The 18,640-nt window shown below is 52.3% G+C and carries 16 protein-coding genes; 2 read left to right on the top strand and 14 right to left on the bottom strand.

What is annotated here, in order from left to right; translation table 11 throughout:
- Window positions 1-34: 34 nt before the first annotated feature.
- The 13 genes from QME66_09705 to QME66_09645 form a co-directional block, all read right to left on the bottom strand.
- Window positions 35-970, bottom strand: a complete 936-nt coding sequence (locus QME66_09705) for a class I SAM-dependent methyltransferase (GenBank protein MDI6809241.1) — start codon at window positions 968-970, stop codon at window positions 35-37.
- 193 nt (window positions 971-1,163) lie between these two features.
- The gene (locus QME66_09700; GenBank protein ID MDI6809240.1) at window positions 1,164-2,381 is read right to left on the bottom strand and encodes a glycosyltransferase family 4 protein; all 1,218 of its coding nucleotides are present in this window, start codon (window positions 2,379-2,381) and stop codon (window positions 1,164-1,166) included.
- Window positions 2,382-2,452: 71 nt separating this feature from the next.
- Complete coding sequence (locus QME66_09695) at window positions 2,453-3,661, bottom strand: glycosyltransferase family 4 protein (protein MDI6809239.1); 1,209 nt, start codon at window positions 3,659-3,661, stop codon at window positions 2,453-2,455.
- Entirely contained in the window at window positions 3,661-4,665 is a 1,005-nt protein-coding gene (locus tag QME66_09690) for a hypothetical protein (GenBank protein ID MDI6809238.1), read from the bottom strand. The genes QME66_09695 and QME66_09690 overlap by 1 nt, the downstream gene beginning before the upstream one ends.
- Window positions 4,666-4,699: 34 nt before the next feature.
- Window positions 4,700-5,512 carry a class I SAM-dependent methyltransferase gene (locus QME66_09685; GenBank protein MDI6809237.1) on the bottom strand — a complete coding sequence of 271 codons (813 nt, stop codon included), beginning with the start codon at window positions 5,510-5,512 and terminating at the stop codon, window positions 4,700-4,702.
- A 5-nt stretch (window positions 5,513-5,517) separates the two neighbouring features.
- Window positions 5,518-7,050, bottom strand: coding sequence for a lipid II flippase MurJ (locus QME66_09680; protein ID MDI6809236.1), 1,533 nt, complete (start codon window positions 7,048-7,050; stop codon window positions 5,518-5,520).
- 88 nt (window positions 7,051-7,138) lie between these two features.
- Window positions 7,139-8,200 (bottom strand): GNVR domain-containing protein, encoded by a 1,062-nt coding sequence (locus tag QME66_09675; protein ID MDI6809235.1) that lies wholly within the window; start codon window positions 8,198-8,200, stop codon window positions 7,139-7,141.
- 26 nt (window positions 8,201-8,226) lie between these two features.
- Window positions 8,227-9,939: an SLBB domain-containing protein gene (locus tag QME66_09670; GenBank protein ID MDI6809234.1), complete on the bottom strand. Its 1,713-nt coding sequence runs from the start codon at window positions 9,937-9,939 to the stop codon at window positions 8,227-8,229.
- Window positions 9,914-10,945, bottom strand: a complete 1,032-nt coding sequence (gene rfbB, locus QME66_09665; protein ID MDI6809233.1) for a dTDP-glucose 4,6-dehydratase — start codon at window positions 10,943-10,945, stop codon at window positions 9,914-9,916. The genes QME66_09670 and rfbB overlap by 26 nt, the downstream gene beginning before the upstream one ends.
- Window positions 10,946-11,204: 259 nt before the next feature.
- On the bottom strand, window positions 11,205-11,660 hold the full coding sequence (locus QME66_09660) for a dTDP-4-dehydrorhamnose 3,5-epimerase family protein (GenBank protein MDI6809232.1): 456 nt from the start codon (window positions 11,658-11,660) through the stop codon (window positions 11,205-11,207).
- Window positions 11,661-11,682: 22 nt separating this feature from the next.
- A complete protein-coding gene (locus QME66_09655; GenBank protein MDI6809231.1) occupies window positions 11,683-12,984 on the bottom strand; it encodes a UDP-glucose/GDP-mannose dehydrogenase family protein in 1,302 nt (433 codons plus the stop codon).
- 4 nt (window positions 12,985-12,988) lie between these two features.
- A complete protein-coding gene (locus QME66_09650; GenBank protein MDI6809230.1) occupies window positions 12,989-13,984 on the bottom strand; it encodes a GDP-mannose 4,6-dehydratase in 996 nt (331 codons plus the stop codon).
- A gap of 5 nt (window positions 13,985-13,989) precedes the next feature.
- Window positions 13,990-14,943, bottom strand: coding sequence for a GDP-mannose 4,6-dehydratase (locus QME66_09645; protein ID MDI6809229.1), 954 nt, complete (start codon window positions 14,941-14,943; stop codon window positions 13,990-13,992).
- A 453-nt stretch (window positions 14,944-15,396) separates the two neighbouring features.
- Here QME66_09645 and QME66_09640 point away from each other — a divergent pair, with 453 nt between their 5' ends.
- Both QME66_09640 and QME66_09635 read left to right on the top strand, forming a co-directional pair.
- Window positions 15,397-16,602 (top strand): T9SS type A sorting domain-containing protein, encoded by a 1,206-nt coding sequence (locus QME66_09640; GenBank protein MDI6809228.1) that lies wholly within the window; start codon window positions 15,397-15,399, stop codon window positions 16,600-16,602.
- A 513-nt stretch (window positions 16,603-17,115) separates the two neighbouring features.
- Window positions 17,116-17,550 (top strand): hypothetical protein, encoded by a 435-nt coding sequence (locus tag QME66_09635; protein ID MDI6809227.1) that lies wholly within the window; start codon window positions 17,116-17,118, stop codon window positions 17,548-17,550.
- A gap of 128 nt (window positions 17,551-17,678) precedes the next feature.
- Here QME66_09635 and pyrF read toward each other — a convergent pair whose 3' ends face one another.
- Window positions 17,679-18,482 (bottom strand): orotidine-5'-phosphate decarboxylase, encoded by an 804-nt coding sequence (gene pyrF / locus QME66_09630; protein MDI6809226.1) that lies wholly within the window; start codon window positions 18,480-18,482, stop codon window positions 17,679-17,681.
- Window positions 18,483-18,640 lie beyond the last annotated feature (158 nt).

Below are 18,640 nucleotides of genomic sequence, written 5' to 3'. Positions count from 1 at the left end.
CAGCATACAGCAGGCACGTCTATATGTCAAGATATTAATGACGCACTACACTAGCAAGTCTCAATTCGCGCCCGCTTTCAATACATGCCGGACAAACGATTACATCTTGAACCGAACGGCATTCCACGTTGACACCAGACTTGAAGCAAGTTCCAGAGATTTGCCCACCGAACAGAAAAGCCAAGAGGAACTGTGCTTGGTTTTGGGGGCTAAACAGGTCGGAGTGAATGTGTTTCGTGGACTGCAGTCTCACATTCTTCTCCTCAAAACACGACAACGCCCGCCTCCAAACAGCAATTGATATACTATCGTTCTCACAAACACCATGATTCACTTCGTTACAGTTCACCTGAGAGAAAAAGCGGTCGAAGATCCTTCTAATCTTGCCTCTATTCAGAGATTCGCTTGAATATGCCTTCTTCCGTTTATACAGGTTGAGGTGAAGAGTCCTCCTGTAAGGCTCCTCGTCAAAGAAGAAACATCCACCTGGTGAGAGTATTCTGTAAACCTCTTTTATGATTGGTGCAGGATCAGGGAAATGATGAAGAGTCTCGTAGCAGAACACGAAAGGCACAGAATCAGACATAAACGGCAAGCTGTTTGCGTCGCCGCATACCCTCAACGGAAGTCTGGATCTCGCGAAGATTCCGCTGTAGTAATCACAGCTCCTAAGCATATCGTAAGAAATATCCACGGCTGCACCGGCGGCATTCAGATCATGTTCCATAACCAATGATCGCTGGCATCTCTCTGCACCGATCTCAACATAGGGAGACAAAGTAATCCCGCACTTTCTTAGCAATGTCATCTGGTCAACCGTCTTTTTCATCCTGTCTGCGAGTATTCTCTCCATGTCAATTCTGCCAAATTCATCCGGGAAGATACATTTCCCATCAACTTGTTGTTGGACAAGTTTTCGTCTGAATTCAATTTCACCCTTCTTGGATTCAGTTGACTGTCTATCTGTCATAAACCATCTCCGATTCAGTTTTTCAGATTTCACTTGACAAATCGACCCGACTTTTCTCCTTTCAGCTCTGTTTGAGCTCTATGCAGAGATCTTCTGGCACTTGCCAGCGCAACAGGTCGTAAGCCGGGCCCCGATCGCCTCCTCGGTCATCCCCACGACCTATCCTCGTAAATACATTCACAACCAGACCGGATCATACTAAGTGAGTACTTCTGATGCCAGCGTTCGCATCTCGCAGTTGAGAATTCTGCAGATTCTTGTAAACCTGAACATAGTCCGACGCCACCCTGTCCAGATTGAATCTTTCTTCAACAATACTCCTTTCAGAGGGTTTTGGGCTTGAGTTTTCGGCAGCAAGCAGGGACTTCAATGCGGCCCGGAGCTCTGCAACATCCTCAGTGTTAACAAGACGCGAAACCTGTGAATGCTCCAGGGCTTCCAGGATACCGCCAGTCCGTGTGGCAACGATTGGAAGTCCGCAGGCCATCGCTTCCAGAACGGCATTTGGAAGTCCCTCATATCTCGAAGGAAAGACGAACAGGTCTGAAGCCCAGTAGCATCTTCTCATATCCCCCACCACTCCCAGAAATCTCGCCGATACTTGAAGTTCGCGTGCAAGTGCCTCAAGATTGTTTCTCTCTTCCCCATCACCGGCTATCATCAAGACCACATCTTTCTTCTCTGACGAAACCCCCGGCCAGGCCCTGAGAAGAACATCGACTCCCTTCTGACGGGTAAGCCGTCCGGCAAAAAGGACTACTTTCATACCATCTTTAATTCCCAAAGATCTCCTGGCGTCCTTCTTCTCATCTTCCTCTGCCGGTCTGAAATATTCAGTGTCAACACCGTTTGGTATCCTGAGAATCTTCTCATCCTTCACTCCGGCAGAAATCAGCTCATCTTCTATCTCCCGGCTTATGGCAACCGCCGCACTTGCCCTTCTCAGGAACCAAAGCCTGACCGAACCGAGTCTCAGAGTCCTTGCTGCTTCGATCTCGCCTCCGATGTTCCCGGTAGCGATCTTCACCAGAACTTTTTTCCCCGCGATCCACTTCATGAAGCACGCAGGAATGAGCATCAGCGATGCTCCGTGAAGGTGAATCACATCAACAGATTTTCTCATTCTGAGCATTGCGAAGAAGCCGTCCAGAATGTGGATGCACGCGTTTAGATACCCTCTATCAGGCCAGATTCTGTCTATCCGAAATCCATCTTGTGTTTCGGTCCTTCGAGTGCCGGGAAGCCTTGTCGTCAGGAATGAGACCCGGAAACCGCGGCCTCTTAGGCGCTGTGCAAGTCTCTCCGCCTGAAGCTCTGCGCCGCCAACATGCGGATAGAAAAGCGGGATTGCCATGAGGATTCCATTGCGACCTCCGATGAAACCAGCAGAACGGTTGGAAGCATTACTCAACAGTCGGCAGTCCTTTCAAGAATCAAACGAAGCTTCCTGGATGCCTCAAGGAGAGAGCATTTCCTCTCCAATTATCTTTGCGATGCACCCCGGTAGACGTGTTCATAACTAGACTTGATCATGCCGGGGGAATACTTCTCACGCCAGCGTTCATGTCCGGCATGCGAGAGGCGGGCAACCAGGGCAGGATCTTTGACAAGCCGCTCCACGCAATTGGACAACTCGACCGGATCCTCAGTCGGAAAGAAAAGCCCCGCATCTCCAACAGTTTCTCTCAAGGCAGGAATATCTGAGGCAATAACAGGAATGCCCCTCGAAAGTGCCTCCACAGCCAGCAGGGGAAACGATTCCGTCCGAGACGGCACCACGACAGCGTCAATAGTGTCGTAGAACCGGTGCATCCCGGCCTCACTTGTCGGCGCACCAAGAAAGTGCACTGTGGAACCCAAATTCATTTTCTCGGCGACAGAGCGCCAGTACGCAATATCCCCGTGACTTCCGCCGGCTATGTGCAGGCTCCCAAGATTCCATCTTTTCATGATAAGTTTCCACGCCTCAAGAAGGATATCTATGCCTTTGACCAAATTGAGATTCGAAACCGTACCCACGGTGCGAATCTCCTTTATATTTCGCTTCAGACCGCTTGCAAGAAAGGAAGGGTTCGGGATCACAACGGTATTGTGACAGGGGTAGCCGATAACACGAACAAAGTCATCCAAGCAAGTCTTGCTGGCGCATACCACCCTGTCAACTTTCTGGAGTTGCTGCTTCAGGAAAACAATGTCTTCTTGTCCATGACGCTCAGACAAGATGTTGTGCTGCCCGTAGATAACCGTCTCCACTTTTGCCTTTGCGATTTCGCCTAACCCCAAGCACGAAAGCTGATGTAGGTGTACTACCTGGTAAGTACTCCTGTCCAGAATCGCGGCAAACCACTCAGGGAAACCGGGGATACTCTGCGGGAAGCCTTTTTGAGGAGCCAGGAAGACACTCTGGCTAGAGAGAGCCGGCATCTGCAAGTGCTGCGCCCGCCATCCTCTCCACTTCCGAAGGACAACATTGTTTCTCCTCACCTGCCTCCACGCCGGTTCAAACACGCGAAACGTAACATGCCTCGCATGCAAGGACTGGGCATAGGTCCCGCCATGTGCCGAGCACAACGCGACCGAGCGCGGCACCATGAAAGCCGTAGCAAGAAAAGCAGCTACGTGTTCTGCGCCGCCTGGTCCCAGCGTGGGAGTTACCTGGAGCACGCGCAACCTGTCATTTCGGAAAGCCATCAGATTTCGCTATCAACGGCTCTGGCAGCCTGAGTGAGTGTGACGAATTCAAAATCGAGTCGTTTGGCAACATTGATAGTTGCGGACAAACGGGACAGGAAAGCCGCTACATCTCCATTTGATGCGTTGTAGGGGGACGCCCCGGGCAAGAGTTCGTTGGAGTGAAACATCATGTTTGCGACTGCCGGATGGCTACTTTCACGTTGAACAATCCACTTCAACAGACCTGCCATCTGGCGAGCAGAACTGTAAGATGGCCGTAGCCACACGGATTTGTGAACGGGAGCTGTTACCTTGAGCAAGAAGGGTTTGACGCGAGAAGGAGTGCACCGCCCCAGCAATGACTGGACCCGTGGCAAGCCGCCCACCTGATTAACTGAGCCCCGGTCAAGGTTGATCCTACCGCGTCTGACTGTTATCGGGATCTCAATCAACCTGCCGCCATTCGCCGCGACAACTCGCGGGACGCTGTCAAACTCCCTGAAATCTGCTGTCGCTTCACCTTCTCTGAACAAGGTACCCGGGACGACACTGGTGTCAACCTTGTACCCGAGTTTGTGGCATATCTTAAACGTCTCAGGTCCGGCACCAAACCTTCCAGCGCGAAAAGAACATGGCGCGCGGCCAAATCGCTTCTGGAAAACTTGCTTAAGGGTCTGCATCTTGGCAAATTCCAGCTGCGGCGGGTACTGACATTGAAATTCACTTAACTTGACCCCTGCCGGCCCGGCATAACGTCTGGATGGCTCCACGAACTCACCGTGTAAGTGCGCACCCAACTCCCAGCCATGGTTCTGCTCAAGCACGTCGCAGATATGACTCGGCTCATCCCGTTCGATGACATCCGGGCTCAAAAGCAGCGTTGCTGCTGCTCCCGCTTTCCGCAGCACAGGAACCAGTGTACGCTGCATCTCAAGCAGATTCGCATACGACTCAGGTGCCCGTCCCGTCCAGTCAGCGCTGCAATCTGCCTCGGTATCAATTGTAATCACGAACAGCTTCACGAGACCGGCCTTCCTTGGAAAACATCATCTTCAATCATTTTTCATTCTTCCTGCCACTTCTCTTCAGTGCCAGAACCTCATGAAAGAATGGCAGTCCCAGCATCCGCTGGGGGAAAAGCGGTCTGGCAGGCGATGGCCACGCCGGACTGTTACTTTTCCAGACCGGGTCAAACCCGTGAGCCAGAAGTCCCTCACGGACCTCTTTGGCACTGAGGTAAACTCTGGCCGCTCTTTCTCCCGAACGCCGGCGGAACCATCGAGGGCGGCGTGCTGCAACTGCAGCCATGAGCGAATCCGGGCGCCCGAGAATGAGACATTCGGCGAAATAGAAGAGCAGGATACCCACGTCCTGCCACGAGCACCACAACATTCCTCCTGGCCGCAAGACACGTTCAATTTCCGATATTGCCTTATCCCAATCCCGTACGTATGGCAGGACATTGTACGCCAATACGCAGTTCGCCTCGCCGCTCGGGAAAGGCAGTGCAGTCAGATCTCCCCTTCCGAATGCGACATTCCTGACATTCAGGAGATCTCTCAGCCGGCAAGCAGCTTTCAGCCTGTCGTTTCTCACGTCAATACCAATGACCCTGTCAAACCACGTGCTTCCAGCTATTGACCAATTCCCGGTGCCACATCCAAGATCAAGGAGCAGCCCGCCGGGAGCCTTGAAGGCCTCGAATCGATCACGGTAATATGTTAATCCGATCTCCCACTGCGACAATGAAAAATCATCATCCCGGACTTCTTCATTCAGCACCCGGAGGACTCCGGCTTTTTCCGCCCAGTCATCCCGTGGATGAGTCCGTAGCAGGTATTTCAGTAGTAGATTTCTTCTCCTGTTCATCAGGCTCATCGCCTCTTTGGCCGAGCACTGATAACAGCGAGGAGTCTGCCGGTCCCGCCAACCCGGTTTAGTGCAGTTTTGATCATATCCTTATCCGCTTTTGCGAGGCATAGCACGTAGGTGATCAGCCCCCCACTTCCACCGAGAGCCAGGGCAAGTACAGGAGATGCCCGAATTATATCTATCTGCAAGATGCACCAGGAAACCAGCGCTGCCATCAGCGAGCACAAAGCATATTGAGGCACGAATCCTGCGCGTATGTGACCGAGCTCCCGCCGCAGCAGGAATAACCCCATCACAACTCCAAGCACGTTCACACCCAGGTTGGCCAGGGCAAGGCCGCGGTAACCCATACCGGGAACTGCAATGCCTGCAAGCACTGGATAGAACACAATGGCTATCGCTCCGGCAAGATTGAAGCCGAAAGTCTTGCCCTGAGCATACAGTGCGCGCCCTATGACATCTCCGAAGATATTGCAGAGCACGGTTCCCAGCACCAGGGGAAGGACTGCCGCCGTAGAAGCGGCGGACTGAAAGGTGAATTGTCCTCGCTGAAATACCAGCTGCACCGCTGGTAGAGCAAGTACAGAAAGCAAAGCCACTGCCGGCAGTGTTATGACCAACGTGAAACGGAGAGCTTTCTGATATTGTTCCAAGACTCCGGCTTTGCCGCTTGCAACCGATCCGCGGACCATGTCAGGGAAGATCGCTGTGACAATCCCCGTCCCGAGAAGCACCTGGACAAGAACGGAAATCCTGCCAGCATAGCCCAAATATGAAATAGACCCTTCTGCCAACCTCGATGCAAAATATCGCTCAAGAACCGGGCTTGCGCGCCCAAGAAGCCCAAAGAGAACAATGGGAGAAAGCAGGCGTACTGCACGACGCACCCTCTGGTCGCTCAGCGGGATCACATATTGCCAACCGTGCTTCAACACTGGCCCAAAAGTCACCCCAGCTTGTACCAGAGAGGAAGCCAGTGCACCATAGGCCAGTGCTGTCGCCCCAATTGTCCGGTAACCTGCGACGACCACCGCTATATTAGCCAGGCTGCCCAAGGCCGGCGCAGCAGCGGGCCAGAGGAATCTCCCTCTGGCATTCTGAACACCTGTCGATATGCTGCTCAGCGTAACGAGCGGAACGTTGAACATCAGCACAGCCAGCATCCGTGCAGCCATTTCTGCTGAACTTGAGCTCAGGCCGGGAGCAGATATCCTGATGATGATAGGGGCCGCGATTGAGCCTGCGATCGCCAACACGGTCATGCCGGGACCAAGAATCCGAACGAATGTCCCTATGAGCGCCCATGCGTCCTCATCGCGTCCGCCTTCCCTTTCGCGGATAAAAGCTGGCAACAGCACGAACGGCAGACCGGTCAGGAACAGCGCCTGAATGTAGGCCGGTATCACGAATGCTGCCAGGAACGCATCCATCGCGTAGCTGGTCCCAAAGTACCAAGCTACGACTATTTGCGAGGTCATGCCGGCGATGAGAGAGGCAACGCTGCCGATGGTAACCAGGAAAGCGGATCGAATCATATTCTCCACGTTCTTGACGGCAGGAATGGAAGGTAGAAACTAGCCAGGGAGAAGAAAGTTATGGCGAGGGCTGAGCCAAGACGGGAACTCATTCAAGGGGCGCTCTGCCCAGATACTCAAGCCCAAAGGCAAGTGCAAGGCTTCCCGCAAAACTGAGCGCCCCGGCAACCAGGACCATTATTTTTCTCTTTGGACTGCTTCTTCTTATTGGCGGGCTTGCCTTGTCAAGCACCTCGACTGTCTGAGTATCCTTGCTTTCTTGAATCTTTGCTTCCTCATATTGGCTCACAAGAAGAGCGTAAACGCTTTCCTGGACCTTGACGTCTCTTATGAGTCTTGCAAACTCGAGGCCAAGCTCCGGGAGCTTCAAGAGCTGTTTCTCCAGCTGAGCGAGCTCGGCTTTCACCTGCATAACCTGATCACTCTTTTCAGAAAGGTAGCTTCTCAAGACACCGAGTTTCACCTCTAGTCCGATTTTCCTGGACATCAGCTCCGCAGATGCCTCGATCGAACCTGCAAGCTCACTTGAAATTGGGGCGGCCTTGTGCAGCTCCTGGTAGCTCTTGAGAGCTTCTTCTGCCTTCTTGAGTACTTCAGTCGTCTCCGCGAGCCTTTTCTCAATGAAGAGGCGCGAGCGCTTCCCTTCGCTCATTGTGTTCTCGCGATTGAATTTATCGAGAAACTCCACATAGCTGTTTGCCATGTCACTCGCAAGCTGAGGGCTTCTTGCTTCAACAGAGATCCTGATTATTCCCTCGTCCGTTATGGAGAACTTGCTGTGTTTCCTGAGGCCGTAGAGCGTTCCGTCCATGTCCTTCGCCTTGTAGACTTTCATAAGATTGAACCTGCCGACCATCTGCTCTCCAACAGTCTTGCTTCTCAGGATCGCCAGCAGCACATCTGACGGTGTCGTTGTCCCCGGAAATGTTATTCCCGGCAAGGACAGCCCCTTTGTCAGAGCCGAAAGCCCGAATCCCGAACTTGTTTCCCTTGGCGGGAGAAGAGTGGATATGCCTGTGTACCACTTGGGAAGGAAGAAGCTCACGACGGCGGTAATTGCCGAAATGAGGACCGTGTTGAGCACAATGAGTTTCCATCTCTTGCCAAAGACGGAAAAAATCTCCCTGACTTCAATTCTCGGTTCTGCCACTCTTGGACTCCCCTATCGACCCAGTTTCATTTTGTCGCCTGATTAACCACGAGATAAATAGTGGCAATCTGTGCGAGAAGGTTTATCGTGTCCCTCGTTCTTGCCCAGACGTCAATCTCAGCTTTCTCCGGAACCCAGACGGTGTCTCCAGGCCTCATCCAACGAACATCACCTGCCGAAAAAGGCTGTCCGGAACCCGCCTCAAACACCTTGACCTTTTTCGCTCTTGCCCTGTCAGTAAACCCGCCGGCCAGGTCCACGTAATAGCCGGCATCCTTCCGCTCCTTATAAGGCACCAGTCCCGGGGCTTTAACCTCACCCACCACCCGCACCATCAATTCCTTCCGTGGGACGACTATTCTGTCGTTCACTCTGAGAAAGAATCCTTTTGGGTAGCTCTTGTCTTCCAGGATAGATTTGAGGCTTCTCGACAGGACTGTCTGCTTCCCTCTCAGCCTGGTCCTGAGATATTGATATTCCAGATCCGGAAGTTCTCCTGTTGTCCTATTGAGAAGCCGTTCAAGCTCGGGGTCCGGGCTTTCAAACGACTCCCTGCTCAAATAGGCATTCTCAAAGTCCGCCTCAGGGGTGAGCCCGCCGGCACGTCTCAGGAGGTCCTTGACCGTATCCTTTCCTTCTTCTATGGAATACATCCCAGGATAATTGACCTCGCCTTCGATAAAGGCGTTCTTCATCTTATGCCATTCCGGAATTGATCTGACGAAGATCCTGTCGCCAGGTTGAATTTGAATCGCTGCACCTGCGCTATCAGCTTCAGAATCCGTTAGACTGACAAAAATGGAATCAACATTTGTTTCGGACGTGAACCGCGTGAGTTCGACCCTGGAAAGGAATGCACCCTCCAGTGTTCCGCCGGCAAGTGCTATTGCATCTTCGAGGTTATCTCCCGGACAGAGCTCGTATTCACCAGGCCTGTGAACGCTTCCGACCACCATGAACGTGTGCTGCCTCGGAGGCACAAAAATCACATCACCGCCTGAAACCTGCGGATTTTTCTCGAGACTGCCCATGAAAGTGAATGCATCAAGATCGACCCCTTGCGCGTATCCGGCATTAGTCCTCAGTTCTATGTTTCTCCTTGAACCGATTTTCGTCAGCCCGCCGGCATCCTGGATGACCTCCGACACCCTGGCCGTACCGGATGCTCTGTACATGCCGGGCCTTGGCACTTCTCCCAGAAGATAGACTTTGAAAACTCTCAGCCGGGCAAGACTCACACTCAAAGACACATCTTTCAGGTATCGGCTGACAGCCTTGATTATTTCCTTTTTCGCATCGTGGAGCGACTTGCCGGCAAGGACCATTTCACCGACATTAGGGACGACTGCCTTGCCTTCGGGGTCAATCTCAAGGGTGAAGGTGAAATTAGTCTTCCCCCAAGCTGTGAGCAAGAGGGCATCTCCAGGTCCAAGCACATAAGCACCCGGACCTATGACTCCCTCGAGGAGAACCTTTTCTTCCGCGGCTTCTCTGGCCGGTATAGAGATGGTCTTCTCGCTGGCCTGGAGGGAGGTCTGTAGCCTTATGGACTCAAGTCCGCCAGTCCGTCCGATTTTCCCCTCTTCTTGTCCCGAGCCAGCCTGTCCCTGTGCGATGCATGACGGGGGAAGGAGGGCGAGAACACCCGTGAGAATCAGAGCCCATAGGATGAGCGCCCTGTCCAGCGCCGACCGCCTGTCCCGGCTGCGGAGATTATGAAAACTTGTACATTGCCTCATAGTATTTCCTGAACTCACCAGATTTGATCCTTTCCCACCAATCCCTGTTTTCAAGATACCACCTCACTGTCCGCGACAATCCTTCGTCAAATCCAAGTGATGGAGACCAGCCAGTGGCATTTCTTATCTTGTCGAAATTGAGGGCATACCGTCTATCGTGACCCAGCCTGTCCTTAACGAAGCGGATTAGAGAGTTAGGTTTGTTAAGGATCGAAAGGATTTTCGACGCCATTTGCAGAACACTTAGCTCCGCTCCAGCGCCGATGTTGAATACTTCTCCGTTCACACTATCCCGCTCAACGAGAAGTTCAAGTGCCGTGCAGTGATCTTCCACAAAAATCCAGTCCCGGGTATTCTTTCCGTCTCCGTAGACTGGGAGGGGTTTGTCCTCCATCGCATTTGTCACGAAGAGGGGAATCATCTTCTCCGGGTACTGGTTCGGGCCGTAGTTGTTTGAGCACCGGGTTATTATCACCGGCAATCCATAGGTTGCATAGTAAGAATACGCGAGTCTATCTGCGCCGGCTTTGCTGGCCGAGTACGGGTTCCTCGGCAAAAGCTGCGCGTCCTCTTTCACGGGATCACCGAGTATCTCGCCGTATACTTCATCCGTTGAAATCTGAACGAATTTCTCTATGCCCAGCCGTTTCGCCGTCTCGAGGAGAACGTAGCTTCCATAGACATCGGTCGTTACAAAACTGCCCGGGTCGCCAATTGCCCTGTCAACGTGTGTCTCGGCAGCGAAGTTGAGAACGACGTTGCAGCCTGCCATGGTGCGCTCGACGACTGCCATGTCGCATATATCACCTTTTACGAACGAATACCTTTTGTCATTCTCAACTGAGGCCAGGTTCGCAAGGTTTCCGGCATACGTGAGCTTGTCCAGCACGACAATCGTAACACCTTTGTACTTGCCGAGAAGATGCCGGACGAAGTTGGAGCCAATGAAACCTGCCCCGCCCGTGACAAGAAGCTTGCTTTCGTTGAGTGAAATGCTAACTGGCACTTCTAGCCCGCCTCCACTTGCTAATAAACCACGTTGGATGTCCTGTAGCAGCCCGGCTCGGCTGCTCTTCGAGATGTCCTTTCCCTCCTGCCGAAAATGTCGATCCTTCTTGGACTCCCTCACTCGAATTTGCGAACTCGACCTTCGGTCTCAAACAGCGCAAATTCGTCCCCTTCGGGGTCGCTCCCTCGTCCAAGAAGGGAGTCCAGAAATTTTCGGAAAGTCGGTTCAAGGACATCTCCAGGCCTGCCGCGGCACCTCAGCCGTCTTTCCTTGCCCAATCGTACGGAATCCCGCCTTCGTGAGGATCAATCCTGTACTCGTCGGGAGATTCATGATTGTACACCTGGTCCGGGCAGTTTATCAGATACCCGGCCTGGCCCCCAACCGCTTTCATGCCGTGAACGATTTCCGGGGGAATCACAAGAAGCATGGGGTTCAATTCTCCCATGACGAACTCGTTAACCTCTCCCCGTGTCGGTGAATTCTCCCTCTGGTCATAAAGAACAACCTTCATCATGCCCCGCACGACGACAAAATAGTCGGTCTGCTTCTTGTGATAGTGCCACCCTTTTACGACACCGTCGTAAGCGACCGTGAGATACACCTGTCCAAAACCTCTGAAGATTTCGTCATCGCTCCTCAGCATTTCCATGAGATACCCTCTCTCATCAGGAATAAGCTTGAGCTTTTTTGTCTTGACTCCGTCAATCATTGAACCTCCTTGAACCGGCGATTCATCTCCCAACGCCGAAGTACTTGAACCCTGCAGCAGCTGGAACCTCAGGGTCATAGACATTTCTGAGATCAACAAGAACTGGTGTCTTCATGATTCTCTTGAGCTTGGCAAAATCCAGCCGTCTAAACTCGTTCCACTCGGTCACAATGACAACGCAATGGCTTCCTTTTGCAGCATCGTAGGAATTTGCACAGAACTCGACTCCGGAGAGCACTTGTGAAGCAGACGGCATTGCGACCGGGTCAAATGCTTTTATCTTCGCCCCTCTCTTCTTGAGTTCCTTGATGATGTAGATTGATGGGGCCTCCCTGACGTCGTCCGTCTCAGGCTTGAAGGACAGACCCAGGACACAAATAGTCTTCCCTCTTGTACCCGAAATAGCGCGGCTTATCTTTTCAACCATCAGTTTTTTCTGTCTGTTGTTCGCCTCAATCGTCGCCTTCACTATCTTCAGATCAAGGCCAAGCACAGAGCTGAATTCGATGAATGCCTTTGTATCTTTCGGGAAGCAAGAGCCGCCGTACCCGGGGCCGGCATGCAGGAACTTCGGTCCGATTCTCCGGTCGAGCCCCATCCCCTTTGCGACGACCTGCACGTCTGCATTCACTTTCTCACAAACCACTGCAACTTCGTTTATGAAAGAAACCTTTGTGGCCAGGAATGCATTTGAGGCGTACTTTATCAATTCAGCAGTCTCCACATTGGTCTTCACCATCGGTGTTTCAATGAGATAGAGCGGTCTGTATATTTCAGACAGGATTTTCTCCGCCTTTTTGGACCTTGTGCCGATCACGACTCTATCCGGGCGCAGGAAGTTCTCGACTGCCGATCCTTCCCTCAGGAACTCCGGGTTGGACGCGACATCAAAGGAGTAGCGTCCGCGCATACTCTTTCTGACGATTTCTTCCACCATCCTCGATGTTCCAACGGGAACCGTGCTTTTCTCCACTATCAGTCTATATCCGTTCATGCTTTTGCCTATTTCGGCAGCGGCCGCCTTCACGCTTCCCAGGTCAGTCTCCCCTTTTGAATCTGTGGGCGTTCCGACTGCGATGAAAATCACGAGCGACTCCCTGACCGAATCCTTCAGTGATTCCGAAAAAGAGAGTCGCCCTTCGCGGACGTTTCTCTTTACAATCTCTTCAAGCCCGTACTCAAAGAATGGAACCGTGAGCTTTCTTAGCTTGGCGATTTTTGACGAATCGGAGTCAACACAGGTGACCTGATTCCCAAAGTCAGCCAGGCATGCACCGGTTACAAGCCCAACGTACCCTGTTCCAACGACACAGATCTTGTACATGCCTTTACCCCCTCACGAGACTCTGCTTGCCGCCTGGTGTGGTGCCCTCCCTGACTTGCTCCCGCCAGTATTCGAGCACGGAAGAGAGCGTTTCATCTATTCCGAAGTCAGGTCTCCAGCCGGTCTCCCTGGATATCTTCGAATTGTCTCCGACAAGATACTCAATGTCTGACCTTCTGATCTTGGACGGAATGGTTTTCAGCTCAACCTTTAACCCTGAAATCTCAATCATCTTCATGAGGATATCTCTCACCGAGCGGCCCTTGCCGGAGGACACATTGTATGCCTCCCCCGGCCTTCCCTTCTCAAGCAAAAGAACATAGGCCCTTGCAACATCACGCACATCCGTATAGTCGCGGACCACATCCAGATTGCCGACTTCGAGAACCGGCTCTTTCTTCCCAGCCCCGATAAGAGCAAGCTGCTGGGCAAAGGCAGGGATTGCGAACACCGTTGTCTGCCCTGGACCGGTGTGGCTGAACGACCGGGTTCTAACAATCTTGAGGGCATAACACTGGCTGTACTGTTCAGCCATCATGTCCTGTGCGGCTTTGCTTGCAGCATACGGGCTGACAGGAAGAAAAGGGGCGTCCTCATTGACCGGAACCCGTTCTTTTCCTCCCCGGTACATCTCGGAGGTCCCGACAAAAACGGCCTTTCCATGGTATTCCTTTTTTCTCATGCTCTCAAGCAGATTCAGGCTCCCGACCGCGTTCGAAATGAATGTCCCATGGGGGTCGTCAAAAGATTTTCCTGCAGAACTTTGGGCAGCAAGGTGAATCAGCAGGTCGGGAAAGGTCTCATCCAGAAGCGGACTGATTTGACCGAGCTCCGAGAGATCACAGTTCAGAACAGTGACATCTCGGGGCAGCCTGCGTGCTTTCTCTTTCCCCGCAGCATCCAGGATGTCAATGCCGACAATCTCATGTCCCTTGTCCTTGAGCTCGCTGATCACATATCCGGCAACGAATCCGAGGATACCCGTGATAAGGATGCGCAAACGCGTTACCTCTTCCTCCAGAAATCGAGGAGATCTCTGAGCGTTTGTTCAAAGGGAATAACCGGCTTCCACCCGGTCAGCTTCTGAAACTTGCCGTAGTCGCCCACGAGGATCGGGACATCCGATGGTCTCATCCTCGTTTCATCGTGTTTGATGCTGATCTTGACTTCTGCTATGGAGCGAAACAACTCGACAATTTCTCCAATTGAAAAGCTCCTCCCGGAGCAAATGTTGTAGACTTCGCCTGGCTCTCCCTTCTCAAGAGAAAACCAGTATCCCGCGACAATGTCCCTCACGTCGGTGAAATCGCGCTTTGCATCAAGGTTGCCGAGGGAAATCTCGGGCGCCTTGCGATTCTTCTCGATGTCGGAAATCTGCTTTGCGATATCAGAGCAGACGAAAACAGGAGGCCTTCTCGGTCCAGTGTGGTTGAAGCCTCTCGTCCTCACTATGTCCATCTTGTAGCTCATGAAGTACTGAAAGCCCATGAGGTCCTGCGCCACTTTGCTGACTGCATAGGGACTCAAGGGCCGGAGTGTATTCGTCTCCCTTATGGGAAGCTCATTGGGATGGACAAGTCCGTACTCTTCACTCGAGCCGGCTATCTGGATCCTGGGTTTCATTCCGGTCTTTCTTACTGCCTCAAGTATGTTCAGTTGACCGATTATGTTTGTGCTGAGAGATTCTCCGGGCGCAAGCCATGAAGTCGGAACAAAACTCTGGGCTGCCAGATGGAAGATTCTATCCGGCTTGACCTCCTCTATGACAAATCTAACCGATGAGCTGTCCCTGATGTCGCACTCATACATCTTCACTTTGTCACCCAGATGTTCCACATTCTCCATCCTGCTTCTCCACCGGTAGATTCCGAAAACCTGAACTCCGGGAACGTTTGCCAGAATGTAGTCAACCAGATGACTGCCGGCAAATCCGGTAATTCCGGTAATCAGTACGCGCATTCTCACCATTCCTTTCTATATGGCTAGGCGAACGCTCGGAATGAAAGCCGTCCAGGCACAAGCGTTCGAATTGACCTCCTGACCGGGGAGAGCGCCAACCCGGCAGGACTTCATTACATCGCCTGTAGCGCTTCGGCACAAGCTAACAGAACCGCTCTTCGAAGTCAATTCTCTGTATGAATCTGTACAGCCAATTTGGAAATGGATAGTTTTCTCCAGGATAGAAACGTCCATGCCTCACCGATACACGAATCTGTTTCTGTTCCCGAGGATGCATTCAGGCGATCTCATCCCGCTCGTCACTTTCCTGGCGGTGTCCGAGTCCCTGAGTGTCTAGCCTCAACTGAGCTCGGCACTAACACCACCTGTCTCGACAATCCCACAAATCACGTTTCACTTTTCTCTTGACAGCGACGCTCGTTTCTGTCAACATCAAATCAGATCTTCGAAGTATTGCTTCAGCGAAAAACCATAGCTGTTTCCTTCTCGGGTACGTCAATGGCAGCTCCAATTGTCTCTGGTATTGCCATGCTTCTGAAAGGTTTTGACCAAACCTACAGCCCGAGTCTTTACAACGACGACATTGAGCAAGTCATAAGGCTCTCTGCTGACGACATAGATCCACCGGGCTGGGATTCTGAATACGGAGCAGGTCGTGTCAATGCTCGGAAGGCCTTGGACTACTTGCGAGGACCGTACGCGATGGGTAGATGGGAGGAAACCGGTGGTTCAGTTTATCAGACGACCGAGAACTTCAAGGGGAATTTCTATAGTCTTCCTGGCGCGCCCGACGGATATTATGTTGGTAAACGTTACGAGGTCAGAAGGTCTGTTACTTTTCCAACTGAATTCTCAAACATTGTCGGGGCCTGGGGCAGGGGACTCGCGACCACAGGATATGACTGGACTCTCTATAACGACAACTTCGCCATGGGGTATTGCGAGGTCGTTCCTGGAACCCTGACCTTGACAGGCGCTATTGTTCGAACATGGGTCTACGAAATTGCCATGCTTCCGAGCGGAGCATACTATGGTTGGTATCCGGCAAGACCCGAGAATGTCACTTTTGCGTGCACCGTCCTCGGCATTCCGGCTCATCTGTATGTGTCCATTCTCGGACCCGATCGCCTCAGCTATGGCCAGACCGGCACATGGAGAGCCGGTGCTGCCGGAGGGTCTGGCGATTACAGTTATCAGTGGTATGTATCAGTTGACCACGGCCTGAGCTGGACTGCTCAGGGAACAAGTGAGACTCAATCCTGGACCATGGACGGAAGCACCATTATTGAACGGGTTGATGTGCATGACAGCATAACCGGTGAGGATGCAACTGCTTCGTTCTATGTTTACCCCTATGTTATTGGGATAAAGGAAGAAGCATCACTTTCCATTCCAAAGACATATCGACTGGGACAGAACTATCCCAATCCTTTTAATCCTCGCACAGAGATCAGGTTTGAGCTGCCTAAGCAAAGCAATGTCTCACTTGTTGTATATGATGTGCTTGGAAAAGAGGTGGCAAGGCTGGTCGATGGTCCAATGAATGCTGGATATCATCATGTCAGCTGGAATGCGGATCGCCTCTCAAGTGGAGTCTATATACTAAAACTCAGGGCAGACGCGTTCGTAGACGTCAAGCGCCTCGTGTTACTAAAATGAGGGTTTGTTGCTTAGCAGTCATAGCACTTCTTATTTGTTCATCAATTTCCTGTAGCAGGAATCGTCATCCTTACCAGCCTCCTACAATTGATCCGGTTTGGCCTGAGATTGATAACTATCCTGTCTGGTCTCCTGATGGCTCGAAGATCCTTTACTGCCATGCGGGAATCACATACATCCGAAACGATGGCTCGTACGCCGTAAACTCTGACTCCTCTGGACTATGGACCATTGATGCAAATGGGACGAATCCCCGTCCAATACTTCGCGGTCTAGGTATTGGCCCAGCGGAATGGAGTCCTGACGGGAAATGGATCGTGTTTGGGGAGAAAGCTCAGATATACAAGGTACCTGTCGTAGGGGACAGCTTGGATGCAACTCAGATAGAGCAACTCACTCTTGAAGGACGCAATTTCTCCCCCACCTGGAGTCCCGATGGCGAATGGATCGTCTACGACTCGAATGTAGGAGAGAGCTCCACGGGATACTATCATATTTCGAAGATGAAAACGGATGGGTCAGAAAAAAACGCGAATCGGTCCCGACCGTGGCCGGATGCCTGATTGGTCTCCGGAGGGAAACAGAATAGTACATATTCGATACCCGGGCGATTCTTCTTCAGACATCTTTGTGATGGATAGCTCGGGAGGGAGTGTTTTGCGTCTCACAAGCAGCAAGGCAACAGATTATGGCCCCAAATTCTCGCCTGACGCGATGAAGATTGCTTTCTACTCAGGTTATGAAGGGGATGTTGCCGTATGGATAGTGAATTCAGATGGAAGCAACCCAGGTAGGATCATAACAGGGTCTCAGCCTTCGTGGTCCCCTGATGGCAAAAAGCTGGCCTTTATCGGTTCACAGGCAGGAACCATCAACGACAACGGGACAGTCTGGGTTGTGGACATTGACGGCACGAATTCGAGACAGCTCACGTACGGACCGCGATGACAGGCGCCGGTAACCCGTGAATCGGAGAACTCAGGAAATCTGCGAGGGGGTCACTTGTTTGCGCGTGACTAGGAATCAGATCGAGGGGATTCCGTCCAGCCGGGACAGAGGAATCAAGAGAAGGTTGGTCACGGCTGGGTTAGACTTTGCCGAATTTCAAGGACAGTCCCTCTGGGATCGCGGGAGGCAGTGATCGGCCTTCCCATCACTATGAAGTCGGCGCCCATCTTGAGCGTTTCGGCCGGAGTCGAAGTCCGAACGTGATCCGCTCTTTCCGGACGCCGGGAATCTTCCGTTTCCCCTTTGGGTCTGACACCCGGGACAACGGTGAGGAAGTTGTCGCCGCAGGCGTCTTTTATCGTGCGAACGTAGGAAGCACCGCACACTACGCCGTGAAGCCCTGCTTCTTTTCCTTCACGGGCCAGGAGAACTGACAACTCTCCTGTTTTCTTTTCGCCAAAGATATTCCGGGATGTCGCTTCATCGAAACTTGTAAGCATGGTGACGCCGATTACCTTTATCCTTGGACCGGGGGATGACTGATCGGAATCACTCTGCTCGAAACCGGATATCGCCCAGTCACTTCTCCACGTTTGCTGGTGAACTTCTCCTTGAGTAGCTGCGCCGCGAACGGCGGCCTTCATCATTTCTTTTCCGCCCAGGCAGTGGACATCTACGATGTCCACCCCGAAGTCTGCAAGGACGATGCAAGTCCTTTCGACTGTGGTCGGTATGTCAAAGAGTTTCAGATCAAGGAATACTCTTTTTCCCCTTTCTTTGAGCGATCTGACAATTCTCTTTCCGCCCGAAGCGAATAGCTCACCCCCTACTTTGTAAAACCCAACGAGATCACCAAGTTTGTCAACGAGGGAAAGCGCCTCCTCGGAGTTGGAATAATCGAGAGCTACTATCAATCTTTCAAGAGCACGCATAGTTCGAATACCCCCTCACCGACCTCTCCCCAGAGGGGAGAGGCTCAAGGCATCTCCACCAGCCTCTCCCCTGAGGGGAGAGGATTCCTGTTTGATCAGTGGGCCTTCTTTGCCCCCTCACCAGCCTCTCCCCCTCACCCTACCCTCTCCCCTGTGGG

It is taken from the genome of Candidatus Eisenbacteria bacterium (genome assembly GCA_030017955.1).
Classification (GTDB): domain Bacteria; phylum Eisenbacteria; class RBG-16-71-46; order JASEGR01; family JASEGR01; genus JASEGR01.
The sequence above is the reverse complement of the archived record's forward strand: the minus strand, read 5'-3'. Positions and strand labels throughout refer to the sequence as shown.

What these genes read in the sequence shown, in the direction of transcription:
- QME66_09680 (MDI6809236.1), bottom strand. Translation starts at nt 7,050, where the DNA reads ATGATTCGATCCGCTTTCCTGGTTACCATCGGCAGCGTTGCCTCTCTC.
- QME66_09670 (MDI6809234.1), bottom strand. Translation starts at nt 9,939, where the DNA reads ATGAGGCAATGTACAAGTTTTCATAATCTCCGCAGCCGGGACAGGCGG.
- QME66_09635 (MDI6809227.1), top strand. Translation starts at nt 17,116, where the DNA reads ATGGGTCAGAAAAAAACGCGAATCGGTCCCGACCGTGGCCGGATGCCT.
- QME66_09705 (MDI6809241.1), bottom strand. Translation starts at nt 970, where the DNA reads ATGACAGATAGACAGTCAACTGAATCCAAGAAGGGTGAAATTGAATTC.
- pyrF (MDI6809226.1), bottom strand. Translation starts at nt 18,482, where the DNA reads ATGCGTGCTCTTGAAAGATTGATAGTAGCTCTCGATTATTCCAACTCC.
- QME66_09685 (MDI6809237.1), bottom strand. Translation starts at nt 5,512, where the DNA reads ATGAACAGGAGAAGAAATCTACTACTGAAATACCTGCTACGGACTCAT.
- QME66_09660 (MDI6809232.1), bottom strand. Translation starts at nt 11,660, where the DNA reads ATGATTGACGGAGTCAAGACAAAAAAGCTCAAGCTTATTCCTGATGAG.
- QME66_09645 (MDI6809229.1), bottom strand. Translation starts at nt 14,943, where the DNA reads ATGCGCGTACTGATTACCGGAATTACCGGATTTGCCGGCAGTCATCTG.
- QME66_09655 (MDI6809231.1), bottom strand. Translation starts at nt 12,984, where the DNA reads ATGTACAAGATCTGTGTCGTTGGAACAGGGTACGTTGGGCTTGTAACC.
- QME66_09695 (MDI6809239.1), bottom strand. Translation starts at nt 3,661, where the DNA reads ATGGCTTTCCGAAATGACAGGTTGCGCGTGCTCCAGGTAACTCCCACG.